The organism is Martelella radicis, assembly GCF_014196625.1.
Taxonomy (GTDB): Bacteria; Pseudomonadota; Alphaproteobacteria; order Rhizobiales; family Rhizobiaceae; genus Martelella; species Martelella radicis.
This window is the reverse complement of record NZ_JACIDZ010000007.1, coordinates 19,186-41,711: the sequence shown is the minus strand read 5'-3', so window position 1 is coordinate 41,711 and position 22,526 is coordinate 19,186. Positions and strand designations below refer to the sequence as shown.

General features: G+C 62.2%; 24 protein-coding genes and 1 other RNA gene. 11 read left to right on the top strand and 14 right to left on the bottom strand.

Annotated elements, in window-relative coordinates; all coding sequences use genetic code 11:
* Positions 1-3: 3 nt before the first annotated feature.
* From pgl to GGR30_RS11495, 4 genes are all read right to left on the bottom strand, one after another.
* Positions 4-702, bottom strand: coding sequence for a 6-phosphogluconolactonase (gene pgl, locus GGR30_RS11510; protein ID WP_183486386.1), 699 nt, complete (start codon positions 700-702; stop codon positions 4-6).
* Between the two features lie 27 nt (positions 703-729).
* Positions 730-2,202: a glucose-6-phosphate dehydrogenase gene (gene zwf / locus GGR30_RS11505; protein ID WP_183486384.1), complete on the bottom strand. Its 1,473-nt coding sequence runs from the start codon at positions 2,200-2,202 to the stop codon at positions 730-732.
* A gap of 120 nt (positions 2,203-2,322) precedes the next feature.
* On the bottom strand, positions 2,323-3,612 hold the full coding sequence (locus GGR30_RS11500; protein ID WP_183486382.1) for an NAD(P)/FAD-dependent oxidoreductase: 1,290 nt from the start codon (positions 3,610-3,612) through the stop codon (positions 2,323-2,325).
* A 47-nt stretch (positions 3,613-3,659) separates the two neighbouring features.
* Positions 3,660-5,117 carry a glutamine synthetase family protein gene (locus tag GGR30_RS11495; protein WP_183486380.1) on the bottom strand — a complete coding sequence of 486 codons (1,458 nt, stop codon included), beginning with the start codon at positions 5,115-5,117 and terminating at the stop codon, positions 3,660-3,662.
* 124 nt (positions 5,118-5,241) lie between these two features.
* Between GGR30_RS11495 and GGR30_RS11490 the strand changes: the two genes are divergently transcribed.
* From GGR30_RS11490 to GGR30_RS11480, 3 genes are all read left to right on the top strand, one after another.
* Positions 5,242-6,420 carry a BaiN/RdsA family NAD(P)/FAD-dependent oxidoreductase gene (locus GGR30_RS11490; RefSeq protein WP_183486378.1) on the top strand — a complete coding sequence of 393 codons (1,179 nt, stop codon included), beginning with the start codon at positions 5,242-5,244 and terminating at the stop codon, positions 6,418-6,420.
* Positions 6,421-6,767: 347 nt separating this feature from the next.
* Entirely contained in the window at positions 6,768-7,643 is an 876-nt protein-coding gene (locus GGR30_RS11485) for a LysR family transcriptional regulator (protein ID WP_183486376.1), read from the top strand.
* A 187-nt stretch (positions 7,644-7,830) separates the two neighbouring features.
* Complete coding sequence (locus GGR30_RS11480; protein WP_183486374.1) at positions 7,831-8,472, top strand: hypothetical protein; 642 nt, start codon at positions 7,831-7,833, stop codon at positions 8,470-8,472.
* An 87-nt stretch (positions 8,473-8,559) separates the two neighbouring features.
* Here the strand turns inward: GGR30_RS11480 and GGR30_RS11475 are convergent, their stop codons facing one another.
* Positions 8,560-10,335 (bottom strand): AsmA family protein, encoded by a 1,776-nt coding sequence (locus tag GGR30_RS11475; protein ID WP_183486372.1) that lies wholly within the window; start codon positions 10,333-10,335, stop codon positions 8,560-8,562.
* A gap of 439 nt (positions 10,336-10,774) precedes the next feature.
* Between GGR30_RS11475 and GGR30_RS11470 the strand changes: the two genes are divergently transcribed.
* The 7 genes from GGR30_RS11470 (at position 10,775) to GGR30_RS11440 (ending at position 15,439) form a co-directional block, all read left to right on the top strand.
* On the top strand, positions 10,775-10,984 hold the full coding sequence (locus GGR30_RS11470) for a cold-shock protein (RefSeq protein ID WP_024707586.1): 210 nt from the start codon (positions 10,775-10,777) through the stop codon (positions 10,982-10,984).
* Positions 10,985-11,230: 246 nt separating this feature from the next.
* The gene (rpsU, locus tag GGR30_RS11465) at positions 11,231-11,455 is read left to right on the top strand and encodes a 30S ribosomal protein S21 (RefSeq protein WP_183486370.1); all 225 of its coding nucleotides are present in this window, start codon (positions 11,231-11,233) and stop codon (positions 11,453-11,455) included.
* 65 nt (positions 11,456-11,520) lie between these two features.
* Positions 11,521-11,733 carry a hypothetical protein gene (locus GGR30_RS11460; protein ID WP_183486368.1) on the top strand — a complete coding sequence of 71 codons (213 nt, stop codon included), beginning with the start codon at positions 11,521-11,523 and terminating at the stop codon, positions 11,731-11,733.
* A gap of 204 nt (positions 11,734-11,937) precedes the next feature.
* Complete coding sequence (locus GGR30_RS11455) at positions 11,938-12,960, top strand: LLM class flavin-dependent oxidoreductase (RefSeq protein ID WP_183486366.1); 1,023 nt, start codon at positions 11,938-11,940, stop codon at positions 12,958-12,960.
* 261 nt (positions 12,961-13,221) lie between these two features.
* The gene (locus tag GGR30_RS11450; RefSeq protein WP_183486364.1) at positions 13,222-14,643 is read left to right on the top strand and encodes an alanine/glycine:cation symporter family protein; all 1,422 of its coding nucleotides are present in this window, start codon (positions 13,222-13,224) and stop codon (positions 14,641-14,643) included.
* 80 nt (positions 14,644-14,723) lie between these two features.
* A complete protein-coding gene (locus tag GGR30_RS11445) occupies positions 14,724-14,879 on the top strand; it encodes a DUF5993 family protein (RefSeq protein ID WP_183486362.1) in 156 nt (51 codons plus the stop codon).
* An 8-nt stretch (positions 14,880-14,887) separates the two neighbouring features.
* Positions 14,888-15,439 (top strand): disulfide bond formation protein B, encoded by a 552-nt coding sequence (locus tag GGR30_RS11440; protein WP_183486360.1) that lies wholly within the window; start codon positions 14,888-14,890, stop codon positions 15,437-15,439.
* Here GGR30_RS11440 and arsB read toward each other — a convergent pair.
* Genes arsB through GGR30_RS11425 form a run of 3 tightly spaced genes read right to left on the bottom strand, consistent with a single transcriptional unit; the run spans position 15,406 to position 17,369 of the window.
* The gene (gene arsB, locus GGR30_RS11435) at positions 15,406-16,482 is read right to left on the bottom strand and encodes an ACR3 family arsenite efflux transporter (RefSeq protein WP_183486358.1); all 1,077 of its coding nucleotides are present in this window, start codon (positions 16,480-16,482) and stop codon (positions 15,406-15,408) included. The two genes, GGR30_RS11440 and arsB, sit on opposite strands and share 34 nt — an antisense overlap.
* A gap of 1 nt (position 16,483) precedes the next feature.
* Positions 16,484-17,011 (bottom strand): arsenate reductase ArsC, encoded by a 528-nt coding sequence (locus GGR30_RS11430; protein WP_183486356.1) that lies wholly within the window; start codon positions 17,009-17,011, stop codon positions 16,484-16,486.
* 4 nt (positions 17,012-17,015) lie between these two features.
* Entirely contained in the window at positions 17,016-17,369 is a 354-nt protein-coding gene (locus GGR30_RS11425) for an ArsR/SmtB family transcription factor (protein ID WP_183486354.1), read from the bottom strand.
* A gap of 126 nt (positions 17,370-17,495) precedes the next feature.
* Between GGR30_RS11425 and GGR30_RS11420 the strand changes: the two genes are divergently transcribed.
* Positions 17,496-18,104 (top strand): HAD-IA family hydrolase, encoded by a 609-nt coding sequence (locus GGR30_RS11420; protein WP_183486352.1) that lies wholly within the window; start codon positions 17,496-17,498, stop codon positions 18,102-18,104.
* Between the two features lie 18 nt (positions 18,105-18,122).
* On the opposite strand, the gene recR is transcribed toward GGR30_RS11420, so the two are convergent.
* The 6 genes from recR to ffs form a co-directional block, all read right to left on the bottom strand.
* Positions 18,123-18,728, bottom strand: a complete 606-nt coding sequence (recR, locus tag GGR30_RS11415; protein ID WP_183486350.1) for a recombination mediator RecR — start codon at positions 18,726-18,728, stop codon at positions 18,123-18,125.
* A gap of 38 nt (positions 18,729-18,766) precedes the next feature.
* Positions 18,767-19,378: a LysE family translocator gene (locus GGR30_RS11410; RefSeq protein WP_183486348.1), complete on the bottom strand. Its 612-nt coding sequence runs from the start codon at positions 19,376-19,378 to the stop codon at positions 18,767-18,769.
* 10 nt (positions 19,379-19,388) lie between these two features.
* The gene (locus GGR30_RS11405) at positions 19,389-19,712 is read right to left on the bottom strand and encodes a YbaB/EbfC family nucleoid-associated protein (RefSeq protein WP_183486346.1); all 324 of its coding nucleotides are present in this window, start codon (positions 19,710-19,712) and stop codon (positions 19,389-19,391) included.
* Positions 19,713-19,754: 42 nt separating this feature from the next.
* Complete coding sequence (locus GGR30_RS11400) at positions 19,755-21,671, bottom strand: DNA polymerase III subunit gamma/tau (protein ID WP_183486344.1); 1,917 nt, start codon at positions 21,669-21,671, stop codon at positions 19,755-19,757.
* 154 nt (positions 21,672-21,825) lie between these two features.
* On the bottom strand, positions 21,826-22,296 hold the full coding sequence (locus tag GGR30_RS11395) for a YbaK/EbsC family protein (RefSeq protein ID WP_183486342.1): 471 nt from the start codon (positions 22,294-22,296) through the stop codon (positions 21,826-21,828).
* A gap of 31 nt (positions 22,297-22,327) precedes the next feature.
* An RNA gene (ffs, locus tag GGR30_RS11390) (signal recognition particle sRNA small type) lies at positions 22,328-22,424 on the bottom strand.
* Positions 22,425-22,526 lie beyond the last annotated feature (102 nt).

Sequence of the window (22,526 nt, the reverse complement as noted above, 5' to 3'; positions counted from 1 at the left end):
TTGTCAGGGCGCCCAGTAGATATTCACGGGGGAGGTGGCTCTTGAAAGAACGGCGCGGATGGGCATTTCCGTTTCGTCGTTGCCGGCAAGGGCCTTTTCCAGAACATCCATCTTTTCCTGGCCTTCGATGTGCAACACCAGAAGGCCGGCATTTTCGAGACTCGAGAAGGTGAAGGTGAGGCGGGCCTCGCCGGCGCCCTCGGCATGCATGGACATCACGCCGGCCGGCGTCTTCATGTCGAGCGCGCGGCCAAGCGTGTCGCCTCCGGGAAAGAACGAGGCCGTGTGGCCGTCGGTTCCCATGCCGAGCACGACGACATCAAACGGCAGGCTCGTCGCCGATACCTTGTTGGTGACGATCTCGGCGGCTTCTTCCGCCGTTTTGACATTCTGGTAAAGCGGAATGAAGCGCGCCTGCGCGGCGGGGCCCAGAAGCAGGTTCTCCTTGACCAGCTTGTGGTTCGAACGCGGGCTGTCTTCCGGGACGAACCGTTCGTCGACGAGCGTGATCGTCACCTTTTCCCAGTCAATATCCGCCTTTGAAAGCGTGCGGAAGAATGCCTTCGGCGTCGAGCCGCCGGAAACGGCGATGGAGGCCGTTCCTTTTTCGGCGATGGCGGCGGCCAACGTGTCGGCGACATCGGCGGCGAGAGCTGCCGCCAGCGCGCTGCCGTCTTCGAACTTCTTCATATTCTGAGTCATGATGCTCTCTTCCGGTTTGTTTTTGCCTCAGAGAGGTTCGTGCCAGGTCCGGCCGTCACGTTCGATCAGCGCGATCGATTTCGACGGGCCCCAGGTGCCGGCGGTATAGCCCTGAACCGGCTGGTTGGTCTCTTCCCAGGCCTTCAGGATCGGGTCGACCCAGCGCCAGGCGACCTCGACCTCGTCGCGGCGCATGAACAGCGTCTGGTTGGCGCGGATCACGTCGAGCAGCAGCCGTTCATAGGCGTCCGGATTGCGCACATCAAATGCCTGGGCAAAGCTCATGTCGAGCGCCACCTGGCGCAGACGCATGCCGCCAGGGCCCGGATCCTTGATCATCAGCCACTGCTTCACGCCCTCGTCGGGCTGCAGGCGCAGCACCAACTGGTTGGAATTGATGCGGCCGGCATTCGGTCCGAAGATCGAGTGCGGGATCTGCTTGAAGGTGATCACGATTTCCGAAAGACGGCTTGCGAGCCGCTTGCCGGTGCGCAGGTAGAAGGGAACGCCCGCCCAGCGCCAGTTGTCGATCTCTGCCTTGATGGCGACGAAGGTCTCGGTGTTGGACTCGCCTTCCAGCTCTTCCAGATAGCCTTTCACCGGGCCGCCCTTCGACGCGCCGGCGCGGTACTGGCCGCGCACCGTCAGATAGCCGGCATTGTCTTCGGTGATGGGCTTGAGCGAGCGCAGGACCTTCAGCTTCTCGTCGCGCACGGCTTCTGCTTCCATGGAGTGCGGCGTTTCCATCGCCACCATGCAGAGCACGTTGAGAATGTGGTTCTGCACCATGTCGCGCAGCGCGCCGGACTTGTCGTAATAGCCTGCGCGGCCTTCAAGGCCGACTTCCTCGGCAACGGTGATCTGGACGTGGTCGATATGGTTGGCGTTCCACAGCGGCTCGTAGAGCGCATTGGCAAAGCGCAGCGCCATCAGGTTCTGCACGGTTTCCTTGCCGAGATAGTGGTCGATACGGAAGACCTGCTCTTCCTTGAACACCTTGCCGATCATGTCGTTGAGCTTGAGCGCCGAGTCGAGGTCGCGCCCCAGCGGCTTTTCGACGACGATGCGGGTCTGCTTGGTGATCAGCTTGTGATCGCGGATGCCATCGCAGATCGGGCCGAAAATGCTCGGCGCCACCGCCATGTAGAAGGCGCGGACCCGGTCCTTGCCGTCTTCCAGCATCTTCTTCAGCGCGTCCCAGCCCTTGTTGGTGGTGGCATCGACGGGCACATATTCGATGCGGGCCAGGAACTTGTTGACCTGATCGTCGTCATACTCGCCGCGCTTCAGGTGCTCCTTCAAGGCCTGTTGCGCGCGTTTGCGGAACTCGTCCGAGGTCAGTTCCGAACGGGAGGCGCCGATGATACGCGTCGGCTCGGTGAACTGGCCGGCAATCTGCCTGTGATAGAGCGCAGGCAGAAGCTTGCGCTCCGTCAGGTCGCCGGTGGCGCCGAAGACGACATAGTCAAAGGGTTCAACGGGGATCATTTGACTGCTCATGGTCAGTCCTCTCAATCGTCAGCAGGGTTGATGTCGTTTTATCAAATCGATTTAAAAATGCCAGTCCCATTCCGAAAAATCGGAAAAATGTGTTTTCGGCCGGCGGCCGTGCCGTGCCGGCTAGAAACGGTCGCGCAGCGCGAACCATGTCAGGGCCAGAAACAGCAGGGGCTTCCTGAGCGGTCCGCCGCCCGGAAAGGATGGTATATCCAAATCCCGGTAAAGTTCCAGATCAAGCGAGCGCCCTGCAATCTCGTCTGCGTAAAGCTTGCCGCAATAGTTTGACAACATCACCCCGTGGCCGGAAAAACCGCCGATCGAGGTGACGCCGGGCATGATGTCGTGGACCAGCGGACGGCGCGGCATGGTGATGCCGACGGAGCCGCCCCAGGCATGGGTGATCTCGACATCCTTCAACTGCGGATAGATTTCCGCGATCTGCCGTCTGAGATGCCGGGAAATATTCTTCGGATTGTCGGCGGAATAGACCTCGCGGCCGCCGAACAGCATCTCGCCCGTCGGCGCCTTGCGGAAATAGCGCACGACAAAGCGGCTGTCGTCGACAGATTCGCCGCCGGGCAGTATCTTGCGGTCTTTCTTCACGGGCGTTGTCGCGGCGATGAAGGAGCGGATCGGCATGATCTTCGCGGCTGTCTTGGGTTCCAGATGATCCTCGATATAGCCGTTGCAGGCGATCAGCACACGTTCAGCCGTGATCGTGCCGCGACCGGTTTCGATCACGTTCTTGCCGTCGACATGTTCGATATTCTCGGCCTTGGTCAGTTCGAACAGTCGCGCGCCGGCGGCCGCTGCCGTCTTGGCGATGCCGACCAGAAGCTTCAGCGGATGGATATGGCCGGTGCCGATATCGCGGATGCCGCAGAAAAATCGGTCCGAGCCAAGCCTCTCAGCCGTCTCGGCATTGCTCATGAAGGAGAGGTGCGGATAGTCGTAACGCTCAGCGAGCGTGTCCACATGCCGGCGATAGGTATATTCCATGCCACGCTTGTGGGCGACGCTGAGCTGACCCGGTTTGAAGTCAATGTTGATCTTGTGCTTGCGCGCGAAGTCGAGGAGATGGGACTTGGCTTCTTCGGCGACCCGGAAAAAGGCCTGGGAACGTTCTTCGCCGAGCTTGGTCTCCAGCTCCTCCGGCCACCAGTGCTGGCCGGTGCCGAGCTGACCGCCATTGCGCCCTGATGCGCCATCGCCGAATCGGGCGGCATCGATCAGCACGACGTCGACACCGTCTTCCGCGAGTTGGCAGGCGGCCTGAAGCCCGGTGAAACCGCCGCCGATGATGGCCACATCCGCCGTTGTCGAACCGTCAAGCGCCGGGTAGGTCGGTCGCTCGGTCAGCGTCGCCTGATACCATGAAATCCCCGGGGCAATCGGGCTTTGCCAAACCATTTTCTCAGTCGCTCCATTCTCGCATTATGTCTTTGCCTGCCACGCTATCACACGTGAAGCAGCAGGAACTCCCTCTCCCATGGGCTGATTACCTGCATGAAGGTCTCGAACTCCCCACGTTTGATGCCGCCGTAAAGATCGATGAACTCACGCGACAGAACCGGGCCGAGCGCCAGTTCGCCTTCCATCAGCGCCAGCGCCTCAAGCAGGCCGCGCGGCAGGTCGATCGTCCCTTCATTGGCGGTATCGCCGGTCGGGGCGGACGGATCGACCATGTTCTCGATGCCGAGATAGCCGCAGGCAAGCGAGGCGGCAAGGGCGAGATAGGGATTGGCGTCCGAGCTCGGCAGCCGGTTCTCCACGCGTCTTGCGGCAGCATCGGACACGGGGATGCGGAAGGCCGTGGTGCGATTGTCATAGCCCCAGGCGGTATTGACCGGGCAGGCCATGTCCGGCGTCAGCCGGCGGTAGGAATTCACATAGGGTGCCATCATCACCAGCGTCGCCGGAACATATTTCTGCATGCCGCCGATGAAGTGGAAGAATTCCGGCGAGGGTTCGCCGTTCTCGAGCGAGAACACGTTGCGGCCAGTTTCTATATCGACCACCGACTGATGGATATGCATGGCCGAGCCCGGCTGGCCCTGCATGGGCTTCGCCATGAAGGTGGCGAAGGTGCCGTGCTTGGTCGCTGCCTCGCGAATGGTGCGCTTGAAGTAGAACACCTGGTCGGCAAGCTCCAGCGGATCGCCGTGCCTGAGGTTGATCTCGAGCTGCGCCGGGCCTTCCTCGTGGATCAGCGTGTCAATCTCAAGCCCCTGCGCTTCGCTGAAGTGGTAGATGTCGTCGATCAGTTCGTCAAACTCGTTGATGCCGGCGATCGAATAGGCCTGCCCGGCACCGATGGGACGGCCCGAACGGCCGACGGGCGGGGTCAGCGGCAGGTCCGGGTCGTCATTCTTGGCAACAAGATAGAACTCGATTTCCGGGGCCACCACCGGCCGCCAGCCGCGCTTTTCGTAAAGCTCGACCACGCGCTTGAGCACGTTGCGCGGCGTGTAGGGCACTTCCTCGCCGTCGGCACCGACTACATCGCATATCACCTGCGCGGTGGGGTCGGTTTCCCACGGCACCGCCGTCAGCGTCGAGAGATCGGGCACAAGCTTGAGGTCGCTGTCGCGCGGCTCATAGCGGAAACTGCCGCTCTCGTCGGGATATTCGCCCGAGATCGTGTGGCGATAGAGTGCGGAGGGCAGGGCGAGCGAGGTGTTGGAGGTGAATTTCGACGATGGCATCATCTTGCCGCGCGGCACGCCGGCGAGGTCCGGCGTGATGCATTCGATATCCTCGATGCCGCGCAGCTTTAGCCAGCGGGCTGCGCCCTTCCAGTCTTCCACGCCGCGCGGCGGCGAGGCGGCGGCGGGCGTCGACGGCTTCTTGGCCCTTTTGGCCTTGCTGGTCGGTGTTCTGCTTGCGGCTTTGATGGTCGTTTTTTTTGCTGGCATTTCTCTGACCGTTTTGTCATTGCGCGTGAGCGTATCATAACCACGGCGCGCGTCTTGGCGAGGGGGCATATTGACTTTCTCTTCGCCCTTGCGAACAGATTCACCCAGCAACAGGCAGAAAGTCATGAGTGAATTCGATGTGATCATTGTCGGTGCTGGCGCTGCCGGCCTGATGTGCGCCGCACGCGCGGGACGGCGCGGCCGCAAGGTGCTTCTCGTCGATCACGCGAAAAAGCCTGGTGAAAAGATCCGCATTTCCGGCGGCGGCCGCTGCAATTTCACCAATATCGGCGCCGGCCCGCAGAACTTCCTGAGCGAAAACCGGCATTTCGCCAAATCGGCGCTGGCGCGCTTCACCCCGGCCGATTTCATCGCGATGGTGGATCGCTACGGCATTGCCTGGCACGAAAAGACGCTCGGGCAGCTTTTCTGCGACGGTTCGGCGAAGGAGATCATCGCCATGCTGCTGGCCGAATGCGAGGCCGGCAATGTCGAGATCAGGCTTGAGACCCCGGTCACCGCTCTCGAACATTCGGCCGACCGCTTCCGGCTCTCGCTGGACGGAATGCCGGCCTCGGCGCGCACGCTGGTGATCGCCACCGGCGGCAAGTCCATTCCGAAAATGGGGGCAACGGGCTTTGCCTACGAGGTCGCCGAGCGTTTCGGCATCCGTGTGATCGAGCCGCGGCCGGGGCTTGTGCCCTTCACGCTCGATCCGGGTCTTCAGAGCGAATTGCAGCCGCTTGCGGGTATCGGCGTTCCGGTGGAGGTCTCCTGTGGTAAGGGGCAATTCAACGAGGCGATGCTCTTTACCCATCGCGGCCTTTCCGGGCCCGCCGTGCTGCAGGTTTCCTCCTACTGGTCGCCCGGCGACACTGTGATGGTGAAGATACGGCCCGATATCGAACTTGCCGATGTCCTGACGGCGGCAAAGCGCGAAAATGGGAGGCAGGGCGCCGCAAGCGCCCTCGCCACTCAACTGCCGAAGCGGCTGGCGCAGTATTTCGCCGATCGCGCCGGCATGACGGGCCACCTTGCCGATCTTTCCGACAAGGCGCTGGCACGCCTGGCGGATTCGATCCAGGACTGGCGCTTCAAGCCTGCGGGAACCGAAGGCTACCGCACGGCGGAGGTCACGCTCGGCGGCATCGATACCAAGGCGCTGTCGTCAAGGACGATGGAGGCCCGGGCGGTACCGGGCCTCTATTTCATCGGCGAATGCGTCGACGTCACCGGATGGCTGGGCGGTTACAATTTCCAGTGGGCCTGGGCCTCGGGCGTTGCGGCCGGTGATGCGATCTGAATAACCCGGCAACACGTCCGGCGAAACGGTCGATCAGGCGGCCCGTCCTTCTCCAGGAAGCGGGCAGCGGATCGGAAAACCGTGCGTAATATTCATCTTCCGAAAGCGGTCCGGTTTCCTGCGGATAGTAGAGGCTGAGCAGCCTTGCGGGTACGGATTTGCGTGTCATGGCGGTCACTCCCGGCGATCACGTGACGGCCGTTCAAGACCGGTCGATGATCGCGCTCTCTTTGCGGTGATGCCGGAACAGAGGTTTCTCGGCCCGGCATCGTCCTCTTGGCATGCTGGAAATATAAGAATAAAAATTGTCCTTTGATATCCGCAGGAATGCAGGCTATTTTTCATTGATGAAAAACATTCCCTGGTCCTACTACCAGCTTTTCCTTTCCGTCATCCGCCATGGCGGGCTCAGCGGCGCGGCGGCGGAACAGGCGATCAGCCCCGCCACGGCCGGCCGGCACATGCTCGATCTCGAACACCGTCTCGGGCGCTCGCTTTTCGTGCGCAGCCAGCGCGGCTATAGCCTGACCCCGGAGGGCGAGACCCTGAACGCGTTGCTGACGGGCGCGGACGGCAGCTTTCGCAGGATTGATGACTGGCGCGGCGAGGCGGCGGCGCCGCAACTGGTCCGCCTGGCGCTTGGCACCTGGAACGCCTTTCTGATTTCCGCGCATATCGGCGAGATCTGTCGCGAGGACGATCCGTTCCGCCTGCAATTGCTTGTCGGCGAAGCCCGAGCGAGCCTCGCGCACCGGGAAAACGACATCGGCATCCGCTCCTTCGAACCCGAAGAGAGCAATCTGGCGGCGCAGAGGCTCGGCTCCGTCGCCTATGCGCCCTTCAGGTCCAGGAACGCGCCGCCCTTGGCGCGGGAACGCTGGATCGCCGTCACCCGGGAGGAAGCGATCTCCGACTACCTCAGATGGCCGCACCAGGCCCGGCCGGCGACCATTGCCCTCACGGCAAGCCGTCCGCGGACGATGCTCGACCTCGTCGAGGCGGGCGCCGGCGTTGCCGTCCTGCCCTGCTTCATCGGCGATACCAATCAACGCCTGGTGCGGGCGGGGCCGGTCATCGGTGAATTGGGGCATCCTCAATGGCTGGTACTTCACGATGACGACCGGCATCGGCGCGAAGTGCGGCGCGTGGCCGACCGGCTGGCGAAGTTCATGAAGGCGAGGGCAGCGCTCTACGCCGGGAAAAGAGCGGAGACGGACGGCTGAAGAACGAGCCCGAAGCAAGTGACCCTAGTTGCAAAATTATCACAGTGATCACGAAACCGGGTATTCGCCGGTTTATCGGAAATGGCAGCGTTGTCACGGATTGATGACTACAAATCCGTTAAATTAGAAAGGCTTAACAAAGATCGCCTAGCCTCGGCGAAACAGGGTCACTTCAATGGGATACGGAATGCTTCATAACAACAACGGCGTGCGCAGAAAACTTCTTTCCATCTTTGCCTCGGCGACGGCCTTTGCCGCTTTCATTCCTGCGGCAAACGCCCAGGAGCCGGTGATCCAGCCTTCGGTCGGTACGCTCGGTATCGGGCTCTCGGGCTTCTACAAGCTGAATGAGAGCTTCGGCTTCAGTGGAACGGTCTCGGGCTTCAGCTACGCGCCGTCCGGCACATATGAGGGGGCGGATTACGACGGCACCTTCAAGGCGCTGACTGTCGGTGCCACGCTCGACTATTACGTCAATCAGTCGGACTTCCGGATATCGGTCGGCGCGCGCTACACCGACGACAATGCCAAGGGCACGTTTTCGATGTACAATCCCTATCTTGACGTCGTCGAAACGGCTCAGGTCAAGGTAACGCCGGAATATGATTTTCAGCCCTATTTCGGGATTGGCTATGACGCTGACCTCAACGAGCGGATTTCTTTCGATTTTTCGCTGGGCGCCTACTACATGGGCACGCCCAATGTTCAGGAAAGCTGGTCAGGCTCCGTCTATCAGCCCCTGCAGGACAGCATCGATGATTTCCGCAACGCGGCCAAGGATTACAAGTTCTATCCTGTCGCCCAGATCGGACTGCGCTACCGGTTCTGATGTGCGTAGACGTTTTCGCCTTTAAGGGGCGCGCGCGGCGGGCCTGCGCCCCGCTGCACATCGCGGTGCTGAGAGGGGCGGACGCCGTTATTCGAGCAGTTCGGACGGCGTGTCCACGCGGCGCGCCAGAGCGGCAAGTGCGTTGCCGCTGATCCTGACGGAGACAGGCTCGGTTCCCTCGCCGCGACTCCAGCTCGTCAGCAGGGCTTCAATCTGTCCGTTGCCAAGATCAATGTCGCCTGAAAGACGGACCCGCCCGCCTGCCGTTTCCATGACCAGCGAATCGAGACGGATCGTCGTGCCCGCAAGGCTGCCCTCGCCCGAGATCGACGCGAATGAGAAGGGCTCGCGCTTCAGAGGCGAAAAGGCGAAGTTTTCGCTTGCTGCTGCGGATTGCAGGATGTCGCCGAGATCGAGCCAGGTGAGATTGCCGACGCGCCCGGAAAAGCGGAACCGCCCGTTCAGGCCATCCCGTCCGTCTTCGCTGAGCGGCAACCGAGCCTCATAGGACATTTCGAGGCTGAACTGGTCGCTTTGAATGGGCACGCTGAAACCCAATTGCTTGAACAACGGGCCGGAGCGGACATTTTCCACATTCATGCGGACATTCGCAGTGCCGTCATTGCGCACGGCCAGATGGGCAAAGAGAGAGCCGTCGTCCAACCGGCTGTCGGCAATGTCGAAACTTGTCTGCGCACCGGTGCGGATGATGCTGGCCGCGACATCGCGAAGCGTCAGGTCCGAGAGCTTCACCGTGCCCGCCGAGACGCGCAGGTCGAGGTCTGGCAGAGGCAGAGCGTCGGTCGCGCCGCCCTCAGGGACCGGAGCGACCGCGTCGATCCAGGCCGGCAGGGAAGACTGCGCATCCAGCAGAGACACTTCCTGAAGTGCCATGGTCGCGGAAATCTCGACCGGTCCGTCGGGCGACGAGGGGACGATGTCTAGAACGCCGTTGCCCTTGGCGGCTCCGATAGTCAGTTCCACCGGGGAAAACCGAAGCGAACCGCCGCTGCGCGAGACCTTGCCGTTCAGGGATGCGCTGTCGACATCGCGCAGAAGGCTTGATTCGACTCCCATCTTCGCCATCAGTTCCTGCAGCGCGCCGGTGGAAAGCGAGAATGTACCGTCCAGCAGATAGGGCCGGCTTCTGGACGCGGTGCCATCGAAGCGGATGTTCGCGGTTTCGCTTGAAAGGTTCAGATTGATTGGCGAAGGCCCTCCGGCAATCATGGCCGCGGCCTCGCCAGCCTCGAGTGAAAACTGCGTGGCGCGTTCGGCGAGGATCGCCGAGCCGGAAAGACGGACCTTGCCGGACAGGGTCGGCCAATCCAGTTCGGCATTGACGCCCTTGACGATGCGGGTCTCGCCGTCTGAAGCAAAGCCGAGCGTGCTGTTAGTGACCGAAAGCGTTCCCGGGCCTTCGGTGCGTCCGGGCGTCCTCTCTTCGCCGTCGATCGCGGCGATCTCGCGCGCGAGCGCGTTCGCCGGCGGCCCCTTGGGCGCGTCCGGTTGCTCGAAGATGATCACCGCACCGTCGAGTTTGATGTCTGCGAAAGAGGGGTTGCCGGCAAGCGCGCCGAGAAAGCCGAAATTGGCGACCAGGCGGGAACTGTTGCCATAGATCAGCGGTCCCGCACCGTCAGGCCGGGCAACGGAAACGGCGGTAGCGGAGACCCGGGGCCTGGGCCAGTAGCTGATATCGACATCTCCGCTGATGGAGGCCGGCGCGCCGAGCCAACTGGAAAGATCCGCCTCCAGATCGTCCGCCAAGGATTGCGGCGTGATGACGAAGGGGACCAGATAATAGACCATCACGCCCGCCAGCAGGACGATAGCCAGAGAGATGCGAAGCGGGCGCCCCATGCGCCTTCCGGGACGCTTTGAACTTTCAGGTTTTCTCATCGGGGCGGTCTTCAGTTGCTGAGATCATTGTGGGGCGATAGCCGAAAATCGTTTTCGTTACAATCGCGGAAGCCTTTTGGGCTGATCGAATAAGGCCTATTCGCCTGTCTCCGCGGGCAGAAAGGTTAGCGTCTGTATATATGATCCTTATGCTATCATGTGATGTTTTCTGCGGAACCGGATCGCGAAAAGGCGTGTGCCGGAGCAAGAGGCCGTCCGCGCCAAATGGGTTAATTCCGCCTCTGCCATTGCAATATGGCAGGCAAGCGCCTATATCAGCGTCATCGACCATTGCTTGCGACGTTGTCCGAGAGCCTTATGGCTCCGTCTGATTTCCTCTCAAAATCGATCTAATTCCGCGAGGTATTGCGGAAGTCACGACGTTTGAAAGGAAATCGTTATGAATAATGGCACCGTCAAATGGTTCAATGCCACCAAGGGCTTTGGCTTTATCCAGCCTGATGATGGCAGCACGGACGTGTTTGTGCATATTTCTGCCGTGGAGCGCGCTGGTATGCAGTCGCTGAATGACGGGCAGAAGCTTCGTTACGACATTGTCCGCGACAATCGCTCTGGAAAGAGCGCGGCCGACAACCTTCAGGCGGCTTGATGATTTGCTTTCCCGGTTGACCACGGATGTACTGGCAGCCGGATCGTGCAAGACGAAAATTATTCGTCGTTTCAAGCCCGATGTAATTTGTCATCGCTGTCGCTGACCACGGATGTACTGGCAGTGACAACAGAGGAGGTCGGGTCATTTCCCGGCCTTTTTGTTTTCGCCTTGCTCCTGCGCGCCCGGTTACGGGCATGCGCGGGGGACGGGCGGATAAAATGAAACAGGAACAAGGAGGTTTTCTTGCAGGTACTGGTAAGAGATAACAATGTCGATCAGGCGCTTCGCGTCCTGAAGAAGAAAATGCAGCGCGAAGGCATCTTTCGCGAGATGCGTGCGCGTCGTTCTTACGAGAAGCCTTCGGAAAAGCGTAACCGTGAAGCGGGCGAGGCCGTACGCCGCCTGCGCAAGTTGAAGCGCAAGCAGCTTCAGCGCGAGGGTCTCGTCCCGTCGCGCAAAAAGCGGTAAGGGCTTGAAACGGGCAGCCGCTCAGGCTGCCGGCCCGCTATTTCTCCACGTGAAGGAGACCGTGCATGACCGCAACCAAAGATGAATTCTTCAAGCCTGGCCGGATGTCGGCTTCCGACAAGGCCTCGATCACCGATCGGACGGCGCGAGCGATCATCGCGGAAGAGGCGACGCAATTGCAGTCCAAGACCGAGCGCCTCAGGCGCCTGCGGCTGGAGCGCGAAGCGACCGAGCCCGTGCCCGCACCGAAGAAGAAAAAGACAAAACGAACCGCCTGATGCGGTCGATCTCGTCCCTTTCAAATGGCCCGCTTCCCGGCGGGCCGTTTTGCGTTTGAAGCCGGTAATTGTCGGGACGACACAGTGTTCATCGCATGACGAATTGAACACGGACGCTGCCGGGTGCACATAACGGGCAACAGGCACCGCAACAGGTGCGCTCTCAATTGCCGGGTTCGCCCGCCTATGGAAGGTTCGCGTATCATGAAGAAAATAGGATTTCTGTCCTTCGGTCACTGGACCCCATCGCCGCAGTCGGGCACGCGTTCGGCGGAGGATGCGCTGCTCCAGTCGATCGACCTTGCCGTGGCCGCTGAGGAACTTGGCGCGGACGGCGCCTATTTCCGCGTCCATCATTTCGCCCGCCAGCTCGCCTCGCCGTTTCCTCTGCTCGCCGCGATCGGCGCCAGGACCAGCCGGATCGAGATCGGCACGGGCGTGATCGACATGCGCTATGAGAACCCGGCCTATATGGTCGAGGATGCGGGTGCTGCCGACCTGATCGCGGGCGGACGCCTGCAGCTCGGCATCTCGCGCGGCTCGCCCGAACAGGTGATCGATGGCTGGCGGCATTTCGGACATATCCCGCAGGAGGGCGAGGACGATGCGGCGATGGCGCGCCGCCATACGGAGGTTTTTCTCGACAGGCTCAAGGGCAAGGGATTTGCTCAACCCAATCCGCGCCCGATGTTTCCCAATCCTCCCGGCCTTCTGCGCATCGAGCCGCATTCGGAAGGCCTCCGCAAGCGCATCTGGTGGGGCTCGGCCACCAACGCGACGGCCGAATGGGCAGCCCGGCTCGGCATGAACCTGCAGAGCTCGACGCTGAAATTCGATGAGACCGGCGAGCCGCTGCACAAGCAGCAGGCCGACCAGATTCGCGCCTTCCGCGCCGCCTGGAAAGAAGCCGGCCATGACTTCGAACCGCGCGTCTCCGTCAGCCGTTCCATCTTCGCGCTCGTCAGCGACATGGACCGCGCCTATTTCGGGCGTGGCGGCAACGAGCAGGACACGATCGGCTATCTTGACGAGAAGACCCGCGCCGTCTTCGGTCGCTCATATGCCGCCGAGCCCGACCGGCTGATCGAGCAGTTGAAGGGCGACGAGGCGATCGCCGAGGCCGATACGCTGCTTCTAACCGTGCCGAACCAGCTCGGCGTTGCCTATAACGCCCATGTCATCGAGGCGATCCTGAAATATGTCGCGCCGGGTCTTGGCTGGCGCTGACGAAGCACGCCGGCATCTTCCGAACACCGTGGCGCGCCGTGTGTAAGAACGTGGCGCGCCTTTTTTGGTGCAAAGGCACAAAAAGCCGTTTGCGGGCCTATCAGTGCTTGCTGAAATTGCGGTTCGAATCTACGCTCTTGTAAATAAAGGCAAAACGAGACGAGATTTTGCCTGTTTCCGGGTGGGGGCTCGAGGAAATCGGATCGTGCGGATTCTGCACGGGCGTCACTTCGTGCATTTCGGAAAACAAGGGGACATGAATTGCAGTTCTTCGATTCGCTTTTCAACTATATCAATGACCTGACCTGGGGTTGGGCGCTCGTGCCCTTCCTCGTCGTGCTCGGCGTGTTTTTCACCATCGCCAGCGGCTTCGTGCAGTTCCGCTTCTTCAAGCGCATGTTCGGCGTGTTGTGGGGCGATGAGGATGGCGATCCGTCGAAGATCAGCGCCCGCGAGGCGCTTTTCGTTTCCGTCGGCGGACGTGTCGGCGGCGGCAATATCGCCGGCGTCGCCGTGGCGATCACGGCCGGCGGACCGGGCGCGGTGTTCTGGATGTGGGCCATCGCGCTTGTCGGCATGTGTTCCGGCCTGATCGAGGCCACGCTCGCGCAGGCGTTCAAGCGCACGACCGGCGAAGGGGACTATCGCGGCGGTCCCGCGCGCGCCATCATCCACGGGCTCGGCGAAAACTATCGCTGGCTGGCGGTCATCTACGCCGTCTGCCTGATCGCCTCCTTTGCCATCGGGTTCAACGCCTTCCAGGGTAATACGGTGGCCGGTGCTGCCGCTGACAGTCTCGGCGTTCCGCGTTACGCGACGGGCATCGTGCTGGCGGCTGCCACCGGCTTCATCGTTTACGGCGGCATCCATCGCATCGCCAAGGCGTCCGATGTCATCGTTCCGATCATGGCTTTCGGCTATATCGCCATGGCCGTGGTGATCATCCTGATGAACATCACCGCGCTTCCGGCCGTCATCTGGGACATCGTCGCCAACGCTCTCGGGTTCCGCGAGGCGGTTGCCGGCGGCGTCGGGGCAGCGGTTGCCAACGGCCTTCGCCGTGGCCTGTTTTCGAACGAAGCCGGTCTCGGCTCCGCGCCAAACGTCGCCGCCACGGCCTATGTGCGCCATCCGGTCAGCCAGGGTATCACGCAGAGCTTTTCGGTGTTCATCGACACGATGATCATCTGCTCGTGCACGGCTTTCGTCATCCTTCTCGGCGACGTCTACCAGCCGGGCCAGGCCGATGTCGACGGCGTTATCCTGACCCAGCAGAGCATGGTCGACCATGTCGGTAGCTGGGCGCAGTATTACCTGACCGTGGCGATCTTCCTGTTCTCGTTCTCGTCGATCATCTACAACTACTATCTCGGCGAGAACGCGCTTGCCTTCATGACGGAAAAGCCGAGCGCGGTGCATATCCTCAGGATCGCGATCGTCGCGATCGTCTTCGTCGGCGCGGTGGCGCCCGGCGCCACGGCGGTCTTCAACTTCTCCGATCCGATGATGGGCATCCTCGCGGTGGTCAACCTGCTGGCGATGATGATGCTGTTCCCGATCGCGCTCAGGCTGATCAACGACTTCCGTTCGCAGCTTGCAGCCGGGATCAAGCGTCCGATCTTCGACCCGAAGAAGTTCCCGGATCTCGACACCGACGAGACGGCCTGGCCGGACGCGAAATAATAACGGGCAAAGCCCGATCTTCAGAACGCGGCGGCGCAATGCCGCCGCGTTTGTTTTCAATGAGGCGGAGGAAGCTTCTCATGATGACACTGCCCTTTTTCATTTGCGCCGGCGCGCTCTTCAGCGCCTGGCGCGGGCATCGCGGCATCGCCGCGCTTTTGACGGTGATCGCCGTTCTGGTGCTTTTCGTCCTTTTCAGACTGCACGCGACAGACGTGCTCGACATCGATCTTTGAGGTGATCCATGCCTGTCCGTATTGCCCATCTTCTGAATGTGCTGGCGCTTCTCGCCATTTCCTTCGTTCTTCTGTTCGCCTTTTATGACCAGTTCGCAAACGGCGACCTGCCTTGCCCGCTCTGCCTGCTGCAGCGCGCCGGTTTCGTCATCGTCGGCACGGGGCTGGCGCTCAATGTGTTGCTGGGCGTCGATGCCCGCCACTACGGGCTGATGCTTCTGGGGGCGGTCGCCGGCGGCGCGGCGGCGCTGCGGCAGGTGGCGCTGCATGTCGTGCCGGGAACGGGCGGCTATGGCGCGCCCTTTCTCGGCATGCATTTTTATAGCTGGGCCTTCGTGCTGTTTGCCGTCGTCGTCCTGGGCACGGGCGTCATGCTGGTGCTCGGGCCGTCGCGGGCTTCCGAGCGGGTGCAGCGCGGCGGGCTCGGCCTTCTCGCCGTCGCCCTGTTTGCGGTGATGACGCTTGGCAATGGCGTTTCCACGCTTGCCGAATGCGGCGTCGGGCTCTGCCCGGACAATCCGACAAGCTATGAGGCGCTGGATTCGCTCCTCGGCCGCTGAGCGGTATTGCGGGAAACGGCCGGTCCTGCCTCGTACCAGCCCTTCGTCCGGTTGACGATGGCGACGACCGAGAGCATGACCGGCACCTCGATCAGGACGCCGACGACCGTTGCCAGCGCCGCTCCCGAATTGAAGCCGAAAAGACTGATCGCGGCGGCGACGGCAAGCTCGAAGAAGTTCGACGCGCCGATAAGCGCCGAGGGGCCAGCCACGCAATGCTCCTCGCCGGAAGCGCGGTTGAGGAAATAGGCAAGGCCGGAGTTGAAATAGACCTGGATCAGGATCGGGACCGCCAGAAGCGCGATGATCATCGGCTGGGCCAGGATCTGTTCGCCCTGGAAGGAGAATAGCAGGACGAGCGTCGCCAGCAACGCCACCAGCGAGGCGGGCTGGATCTTCGCCAGCAGGGCATCGAGCCTTGCCGTCGAGCCGTCCTTGATCAGGCTCTTGCGGATGATCTGCGAGATGATCACCGGAATGACGATGTAGAGCGCGACCGACAGCACCAGAGTCGACCACGGCACGGTGATGGCCGAAAGCCCGAGCAGCAGCGCGACGATCGGGGCAAAGGCGACGATCATGATTGCGTCATTCAGCGCCACCTGAGAAAGCGTGAAATGCGGCTCGCCCTTCGTCAGGTTCGACCAGACGAACACCATGGCGGTGCAGGGGGCTGCGGCTAGGATGATCAGCCCGGCGATATAGCTGTCGATCTGGTCTGCCGGCAGCAGCGGCCGGAACAGCCAGCCGATGAACAGCCAGCCGAGCAGGGCCATGGAAAACGGCTTCACCGCCCAGTTGACGAAGAGCGTGACCGAGATGCCGCGCCAGTGGCGACCAACCTCCGCAAGGGCAGAGAAGTCGATCTTCAGCAGCATCGGAATGATCATCAGCCAGATCAGCACGGCGACGGGCAGGTTGACGCGGGCGATCTCGAGCGCGCCGATGGCGACGAAGACGGAGGGGAAGAAATGGCCGAGCGCGATGCCGACGACAATGCAGAGCGCGACCCAGAGGGTCAGGTAACGTTCGAATGTTGACATGTCAGTCGGCCTTCCGGGCTTTCTCGGTGGCGCCTTCCATGGCGCCGATTTCCTTCAGCTTGCCGCCTGGGTCTTCCGGCCCGCCCCCATCCTTGTAGAGGTTGATGAAGGCCATGATCCGGCTCTTGAGATAGGTCGCGGTCTGGGCAAAGGCCCGCAGCTTCTCCTCGTGCGTACCCTCCACATGGCTCGGATCCTCGACGCCCCAATGGGCGCGCCGGCCGGGGCCGCGCATGATCGGGCATGCCTCGCCGGCCGCACTGTCGCAGACGGTGATGATGAAATCGATTTCCGGCGCGCCGGGTTCGGTGAACTCGTCCCAGCTCTTCGAGCGGAACCCCTCGGAGCGGTAGCCCATGGCCTTGAGCGTTTCCAGCGCCAGCGGGTTTGGCGTGTCCTTCGGATGGCTTCCGGCGGAAAATGCGCGGAACCGGCCACTGCCTTCGCCGCTGAGGATCGATTCGGCCAGAATGGACCGCGCGGAATTGCCGGTGCACAGAAAAAGCACGTTCAGGGTCTTCTCGGTCATGGCATCACGTCTCCGTGGGGTGTGTTTCGCAGCAGGGCGCAAGATCCTCGATCAGCGGCGTGCAGAGATCCGGATTGCCGCCGCAGCAATCGCGCAGCAGAAAAAGCATGGCCGCGCGCAGCCGTTCGAGGTTGGCGCGGTAGATGATGGACCGTCCCTGTCTCAGCCCCGTGACAATGCCCGCCTGGGTCAGCGTGTTGAGATGGGCCGACATGGTGTTCTGCGGTATCTCCAGCCTGCGCGCGAGGTCGCCTGCGGCAATGCCCACCGGCTCTGCTTCAACGAGCAGGCGGAAGGCCTGTAGCCTGGTCGGCTGGGCGAGGGCGGCAAGCACCGCGATTGTTTCTGTATTATCCATATATCCAGAATAATGGATATATTGTCGAAGTCAATCGTGTTTCTGATGGCAGCCCGAAACCCGCTCGCCCTTTCCATAAGAACCGTGACGGGTTACCAAACGGGTCAGGACACCAAGGAGGACGGGATGAAACGCTGCCTGATGCTGGATGTGGACGGCGTGGTCGTGAACGGACGACCCGGTGACCGTCTGTCTTGGGCAACAGATATCGAGCGCGATCTCGGGATCGATCCGGAGAGGCTGGAGCATCATTTCTTCCGCCCGCACTGGCCGGATGTGGTCGCCGGGCGCAAGCAGCTTGTCGAGGTCCTCAATGATTGCCTGCCGGTGCTTGAGGCTCCGGTTTCCGCCGAGGATTTCGTCGATTACTGGTTCGCGCGCGATTCAGGTGTTGATGACGCAGTGCTCGCTGCCTGCGATGATCTGAGGGCTGAAGGCATGACCATCTATCTGGCGACCAATCAGGAACATCTGCGCGCGCGCTATCTGATGGGAACGCTCGGCCTTGGAAACCACGTCGACGGTATCGTCTACTCGGCCGCCCTCGGCGTGAAGAAACCCGACCCGGCCTTCTTCCGTGCGGCGGAACGGCACAGCGGGTTTGGCGCCGAAGATCATGTTCTGGTGGATGACCAGGCGAAGAATGTCGAGGCGGCGCGGGAAGCCGGCTGGGCAGCCTTGCAGTGGACGGGCGGGCAGAAGCTGACAGTGCTGCTGGAATCACTGAAGGATTGAGGCGTCAGCGCGGCATTCTCAGAGGCTCGTACGCGACCTGAGCGCAGCCACCAGCGTGCCCTCGTCCAGATAGTCGAGCTCGCCGCCGACCGGCACGCCGTGCGCAAGCCGGGTTACCTTGATATCCATGCCCTCGAGCTGGTCGGTGATGAAGTGCGCGGTTGCTTGACCTTCGACGGTGGCGTTGACGGCGATGATCAGTTCCTTGACCTCGCCCGCCTTCACCCGATCGACAAGAGCTGCAATCGTCAGGTCATCCGGCCCGATGCCATCGAGCGGCGACAGCGTGCCGCCAAGCACGTGATAGGCGGCATTCAGCGCCGCCGCGCGTTCCAGCGCCCAGAGATCGCCGACGTCTTCCACGACGATGACCAGGCTTTGGTCGCGGGTCGGATCGGTGCAGATCGTGCAGGGATCGGCAGTATCGACATTGCCGCAGGTCGAGCAGATCTTCACCTTGTCATAGGCATCCTGCATGGCACCCGACAGAGGGCCCATCAACTGGTCGCGCTTCTTGATCAGGTGCAGCGCCGCGCGCCGCGCCGAACGCGGCCCAAGCCCCGGCACCTTCGCCAGAAGCTGGATCAGTTTTTCGATTTCGGGACCGGTGACTCGTTTTGCCATGGTGGCGCTTTAGCCTATCGGGAGCCGGATTGGAATCATCATCGCGTCGCAATCGCCGCAGCTGCGCCGCCGATCATGCCGGCGGAGATGCGGTTGGCGATCTTCATGGCGCGCGGGCTTTTCAGGAAACGCCGTGCCTTGGCGGCCATGAAAACCCAGGAGAGATCGACAATCGCGAGCACGATCAGGAGCGTTACCGTCAGTTCGACCCAGCCGAGAAGCGTGACGCTGCCGAGATCGATGATGGTCGGCAGGAGCGCGACGTAGAACATCATGATCTTCGGATTGCCGAGCGTGACGCTCATGCCGGTCAGGAACATCTTCCAGCCGGATGCGGCGCTCGGCAGTTCCTCGCCGTCCGCCGCCGGATCGGCGGTCCACATCTTCCACGCCAGCCAGGCGAGATAGGCGACGCCCGCCCATTTGATGGCGATGAAGACTTCGTGGAAGGCAGACGCCACGGCGACCAGTCCGAAGACGGCCAGCGTCAGCCACAGTGCCTCGCCCAGCCACATCGCCGCCATGAAGGGCAGCACGTCGCGGTGTCCGCGCGACAGCACGCGGGCGACAAGGGCTGCCACGCTCGGCCCCGGGGAGCCCGCGGCAACAAAAAGCGTGATGGCGAAAAGGGCGAGCGCGCCGATGGTCATGGTCGGGATCCTAGAAGGGGAGCTTCATGCCGGGCGGAATCGGCAGGCCGGCGGTCAGTTCCTTGGTCATTTCCTCGGCCTTCTGCTCGGCGCGGTCCTTGGCATCGCGATGGGCGGCGACGATCAGGTCCTCGAGCATTTCGGCGTCGTCTTCGGAGAGCAGCGTCGGGTCGATCTTGATGGAGATCATCTCGCCCTTGCCGGTCATCTTCACATTGACCATGCCGCCGCCGGAAACGCCATCGACTTCCACGGCTGCGATGTCCTCCTGCAGCTGCTCCATCTTGGCCTGCATTTCCTTCATCTTGCCCATCATGCCCATCAGGTCGCGCATGGAATTCTCCTCATTTTCTGTTCAAATTCAAAAGGTTTGGTGTCAGTCGTCGAGATCGTCTTCTGGAAGGACGTCGCCATCCTCGTTGACGGCGGCGTCGGGCAGGCCGTCGGCGCCGCCTTCCGCAGTCTCCGTCTCTTCCGCCCGCACCCGCACATCAGTGATCCTGGCGCCGGGGAAGAATTTCAGGATCGAGGCGACTTCCGGATCCTCGCGGGCGTCGCGGAAAAGCTTGTCCCGTGCCGCCGTTTCCGCCTCGACCAGCGTTGCCTCGCCCTTCTCGCGGCTGAGGCTGACGAACCAGCTTTCGCCGGTCCATTCGCGCAGTTTCGTGCCGAGTTCATTCAGAAAGGTCTGCGACGCGCCGTCTTCGAGATTGACCTCGAGCCGTCCGGGCTCAAGGCGCACGAGGCGGACGAAATTGCGAATCTGCGCGCGGATCAGCGGCGCGCGATGTTTCGAGCAAAGGTCGGTGATGTCCTGCAGCGATTTGATGGCGGACGTCTTCGGCGGTTCCGGCGCGCTGGCCGCGGCCGGTTCTGGCGCCGGCTCTACCTCCACCGGGGCGGCCTCGCCGGGCTCCGGCTGCGGCGTCTCGGAAGTCTGTGGTCGCAGCATGGTGACCGTTGCGGACGGCCGTGAAGCCTGTTCGCCTGTCGCGGAGGCAGAGACCGCCCGGGCGCTCGTTCCTCCACCATTCCCGCCGTTCTGGGGCGACGTCGCGGACGGGCGAGACGGCGGGGTTTGCGCCTCGCCGCTCTCGAGCGCCAGCAGCCGGCGCGCGGCATCTTCGGGCGAGGGCAGGTGGGCGGCGTGCGTCAGGCGGATCAGCACCATCTCGGCCGCGCCATAGGGGCGGGCGGCGTTCTCCGTCTCCGGAATGCCCTTCAGCAGCATCTGCCAGATGCGTGACAGGGCGGAAACGGCAACGCTTTCGGCGAATTCGCGACCCTTGGTCCGTTCGATCTCGCTCAGCGAAACGTCATCGGCGCCTTCCGGCACATATTTGAGCCGCGTCACCAGATGGGTGAAATCGGCCAGATCATTGAGCACGACCACCGGATTGGCGCCCGATTCGTACTGCGCCAGAAATTCTTCGAGCGCTGCCTTGACGTCGCCGCGCACCACATGGCCGAAGAGGTCAACGATACGGGCGCGGTCGGCAAGGCCGAGCATGCCGCGCACGGCGGATGCCTCCACATGGCCATTGCCGTGGGAGATCGCCTGGTCGAGCAGCGACATGCCGTCACGGGCCGAGCCTTCAGCCGCGCGCGCGATCATCGACAGCGCCTCATCCTCGATCGTCACGCCTTCCTTGGCGGCAATCGTGGAATAGAGCCGCACCAGATCGGCAGCGGGAATGCGGCGCAGGTCGAAGCGCTGGCAGCGCGACAGCACCGTGATCGGAACTTTTCGAATTTCGGTGGTGGCGAAGATGAATTTCACATGTTCCGGCGGCTCTTCCAGCGTCTTCAAGAGGCCATTGAAGGCCTGGGTGGAGAGCATGTGCACTTCGTCGATGATGTAGACCTTGTAGCGCGCCGTCGACGGCCGGTAACGCACCTGGTCGATGATCTCGCGAATGTCGTCGATGCCGGTATGGGAGGCGGCGTCCATCTCGATCACGTCGACATGGCGGCCGTCCATGATCGCCTGGCAGTGCTCGCCAAGCTCCTTCAGGTCGATCGTCGGCTTGTCGACCGTATCGGTCTTGTAATTGAGGCCGCGCGCCAGAATGCGCGCCGTCGTGGTCTTGCCCACGCCGCGCACGCCGGTCAGCATGTAGGCCTGCGCGATCCGTCCGGTCTCGAACGCATTGGTCAGCGTGCGCACCATCGGCTCCTGGCCGACCATCAGGTCGGAGAAGTCCTTCGGGCGGTATTTGCGCGCCAGAACGCGGTAGCCGCTGCCGTCGGAAGCGGGTTTGTTCGGTTCAATGTCGGATGCGTCGTCGGCCATTGCCACTCATATTGGTTGTTGTCCGGCCGGCTTCAACGGCCGGCAGGCGGCAAGCATAGTCGAGACCCGGCGCGGGAGTCACGAAAGCCGCGGCAGTTTGGCAGAGCCGAAAGGAAAATGCACAGGAATTTTGGATGCCGGCGGCAGGTTCGCCTCAAGGGGCGGGCTCCTGGCAGACATCGACCCACTCGGCGCCGGTAATCTCGGCGATCCGGTGGGGTGCGATGCGCACGGCTGCGTTGCGGGCGCCGGCAGCGGGATAGACCACATCGAAGGCCTTCAGGCTGACATCGCAGTAAACGGCGATCGGCTCGGCCAGACCGAAGGGGCAGACGCCGCCGACGGGATGACCGGTAATCGTCTCGACGTCTTCGAGCGAGAGCATGCGCACCTTGCCGCCGAAGGCCGCCTTGGCCTTCTTGTTGTCGATGCGGGCATCGCCGCGGGCAACCAGCAGGAAGCGCTCGTCCTTGACCGAAAAGGAAAGCGTCTTGGCGATCTGCGCGGGCGCGACGTCATGGGCGGCAGCGGCCTCTTCCACCGTGGCGCTGCTTTCCTCCGTCTCGATGATGGCGAGGTCGGGGGCGGCGGCGTTAAGGTGCGCGCGAACGCTGTCGATGCTCATGGAAACGTCTCCGCTTGGGAATAAGGGGAGGGTGGGAGACCGGCACGATGACCCGTACACAACTCGTTGGGGCTGCTTCCTTCCGGACCTGACCCGGTTGGCGAGTGGCACGTCCACCACCAGCCTCCCGGCCGCACATATCGTCAATTTGCCGTTTGAATGCAAGCAGCGCGCGGAAAAAACTTTGCCGAAGCCTTGCTTGCCCCAGGCTGTTTTGCGGTTGTTGCCTT

Excerpts from the sequence above, each read along its gene's own strand:
- GGR30_RS11495 (WP_183486380.1), bottom strand. The coding sequence starts at position 5,117 with ATGCCAGCAAAAAAAACGACCATCAAAGCCGCAAGCAGAACACCGACC.
- pgl (WP_183486386.1), bottom strand. The coding sequence starts at position 702 with ATGACTCAGAATATGAAGAAGTTCGAAGACGGCAGCGCGCTGGCGGCA.
- recR (WP_183486350.1), bottom strand. The coding sequence starts at position 18,728 with ATGGCAAAACGAGTCACCGGTCCCGAAATCGAAAAACTGATCCAGCTT.
- GGR30_RS11445 (WP_183486362.1), top strand. The coding sequence starts at position 14,724 with ATGATGACACTGCCCTTTTTCATTTGCGCCGGCGCGCTCTTCAGCGCC.
- GGR30_RS11475 (WP_183486372.1), bottom strand. The coding sequence starts at position 10,335 with ATGGGGCGCCCGCTTCGCATCTCTCTGGCTATCGTCCTGCTGGCGGGC.
- arsB (WP_183486358.1), bottom strand. The coding sequence starts at position 16,482 with ATGTCAACATTCGAACGTTACCTGACCCTCTGGGTCGCGCTCTGCATT.
- GGR30_RS11420 (WP_183486352.1), top strand. The coding sequence starts at position 17,496 with ATGAAACGCTGCCTGATGCTGGATGTGGACGGCGTGGTCGTGAACGGA.
- GGR30_RS11500 (WP_183486382.1), bottom strand. The coding sequence starts at position 3,612 with ATGGTTTGGCAAAGCCCGATTGCCCCGGGGATTTCATGGTATCAGGCG.
- GGR30_RS11440 (WP_183486360.1), top strand. The coding sequence starts at position 14,888 with ATGCCTGTCCGTATTGCCCATCTTCTGAATGTGCTGGCGCTTCTCGCC.
- GGR30_RS11480 (WP_183486374.1), top strand. The coding sequence starts at position 7,831 with ATGCTTCATAACAACAACGGCGTGCGCAGAAAACTTCTTTCCATCTTT.
- zwf (WP_183486384.1), bottom strand. The coding sequence starts at position 2,202 with ATGAGCAGTCAAATGATCCCCGTTGAACCCTTTGACTATGTCGTCTTC.
- GGR30_RS11455 (WP_183486366.1), top strand. The coding sequence starts at position 11,938 with ATGAAGAAAATAGGATTTCTGTCCTTCGGTCACTGGACCCCATCGCCG.
- GGR30_RS11405 (WP_183486346.1), bottom strand. The coding sequence starts at position 19,712 with ATGCGCGACCTGATGGGCATGATGGGCAAGATGAAGGAAATGCAGGCC.
- GGR30_RS11400 (WP_183486344.1), bottom strand. The coding sequence starts at position 21,671 with ATGGCCGACGACGCATCCGACATTGAACCGAACAAACCCGCTTCCGAC.
- GGR30_RS11490 (WP_183486378.1), top strand. The coding sequence starts at position 5,242 with ATGAGTGAATTCGATGTGATCATTGTCGGTGCTGGCGCTGCCGGCCTG.
- GGR30_RS11425 (WP_183486354.1), bottom strand. The coding sequence starts at position 17,369 with ATGGATAATACAGAAACAATCGCGGTGCTTGCCGCCCTCGCCCAGCCG.
- GGR30_RS11410 (WP_183486348.1), bottom strand. The coding sequence starts at position 19,378 with ATGACCATCGGCGCGCTCGCCCTTTTCGCCATCACGCTTTTTGTTGCC.
- GGR30_RS11430 (WP_183486356.1), bottom strand. The coding sequence starts at position 17,011 with ATGACCGAGAAGACCCTGAACGTGCTTTTTCTGTGCACCGGCAATTCC.
- GGR30_RS11470 (WP_024707586.1), top strand. The coding sequence starts at position 10,775 with ATGAATAATGGCACCGTCAAATGGTTCAATGCCACCAAGGGCTTTGGC.
- GGR30_RS11485 (WP_183486376.1), top strand. The coding sequence starts at position 6,768 with ATGAAAAACATTCCCTGGTCCTACTACCAGCTTTTCCTTTCCGTCATC.
- GGR30_RS11460 (WP_183486368.1), top strand. The coding sequence starts at position 11,521 with ATGACCGCAACCAAAGATGAATTCTTCAAGCCTGGCCGGATGTCGGCT.
- GGR30_RS11395 (WP_183486342.1), bottom strand. The coding sequence starts at position 22,296 with ATGAGCATCGACAGCGTTCGCGCGCACCTTAACGCCGCCGCCCCCGAC.